Annotated in this window: 1 pseudogene; it reads left to right on the top strand. The window is 37.2% G+C overall.

Annotated features, from left to right (window positions below):
* Positions 1 to 150: pseudogene (locus PSH41_RS20165) on the top strand (IS110 family transposase); the annotation flags it as partial.
* Positions 151 to 465: the final 315 nt, after the last annotated feature.

Below are 465 nucleotides of genomic sequence, written 5' to 3'. Positions count from 1 at the left end.
TGGAATAAAAGAATAAAACGACACAAGTTAACATTAATAAATAACGGTAAAACACCGATGCAAGCTGTATGTGCGAATATGAGAAAGCTCATTCATATATGTTTTGGTGTAATAAAAAACCAAGAAGCGTTTAAGCTCCAAGAAAGTTAAGTACGCCCTTGAAGCTTAAAATGAGAGATGGTATCTACAGCTTTCACTTCTCATTTACTCCTCATTTTTTCTCTTTGTGCAATACAACATCGTTTGAATAATGAGATGCTTTGCCTTTCGTATGAACAAGCTTCGCGCTTACAAGCCAAATTAACCACCGAGAAGAACAGAAGAAGTGATTAACCAATCCCGTCTGTGGTTGAATTAATGAGTAGCAGCGGCTTTATGCCGCGAAAAAATTTAATACCAAACGCGAGGTAAGCTCCTGCTACGTGGTTAGTTCATAGTTTTTAGGCGCACATTGCTTTTGTTTAA

The organism is Pseudoalteromonas sp. CST2, from assembly GCF_028599385.1.
Taxonomy (GTDB): Bacteria; Pseudomonadota; Gammaproteobacteria; order Enterobacterales; family Alteromonadaceae; genus Pseudoalteromonas; species Pseudoalteromonas atlantica.
Note: the sequence above shows the minus strand (reverse complement) of the source record. Positions and strands in the feature narration are given on the sequence as shown.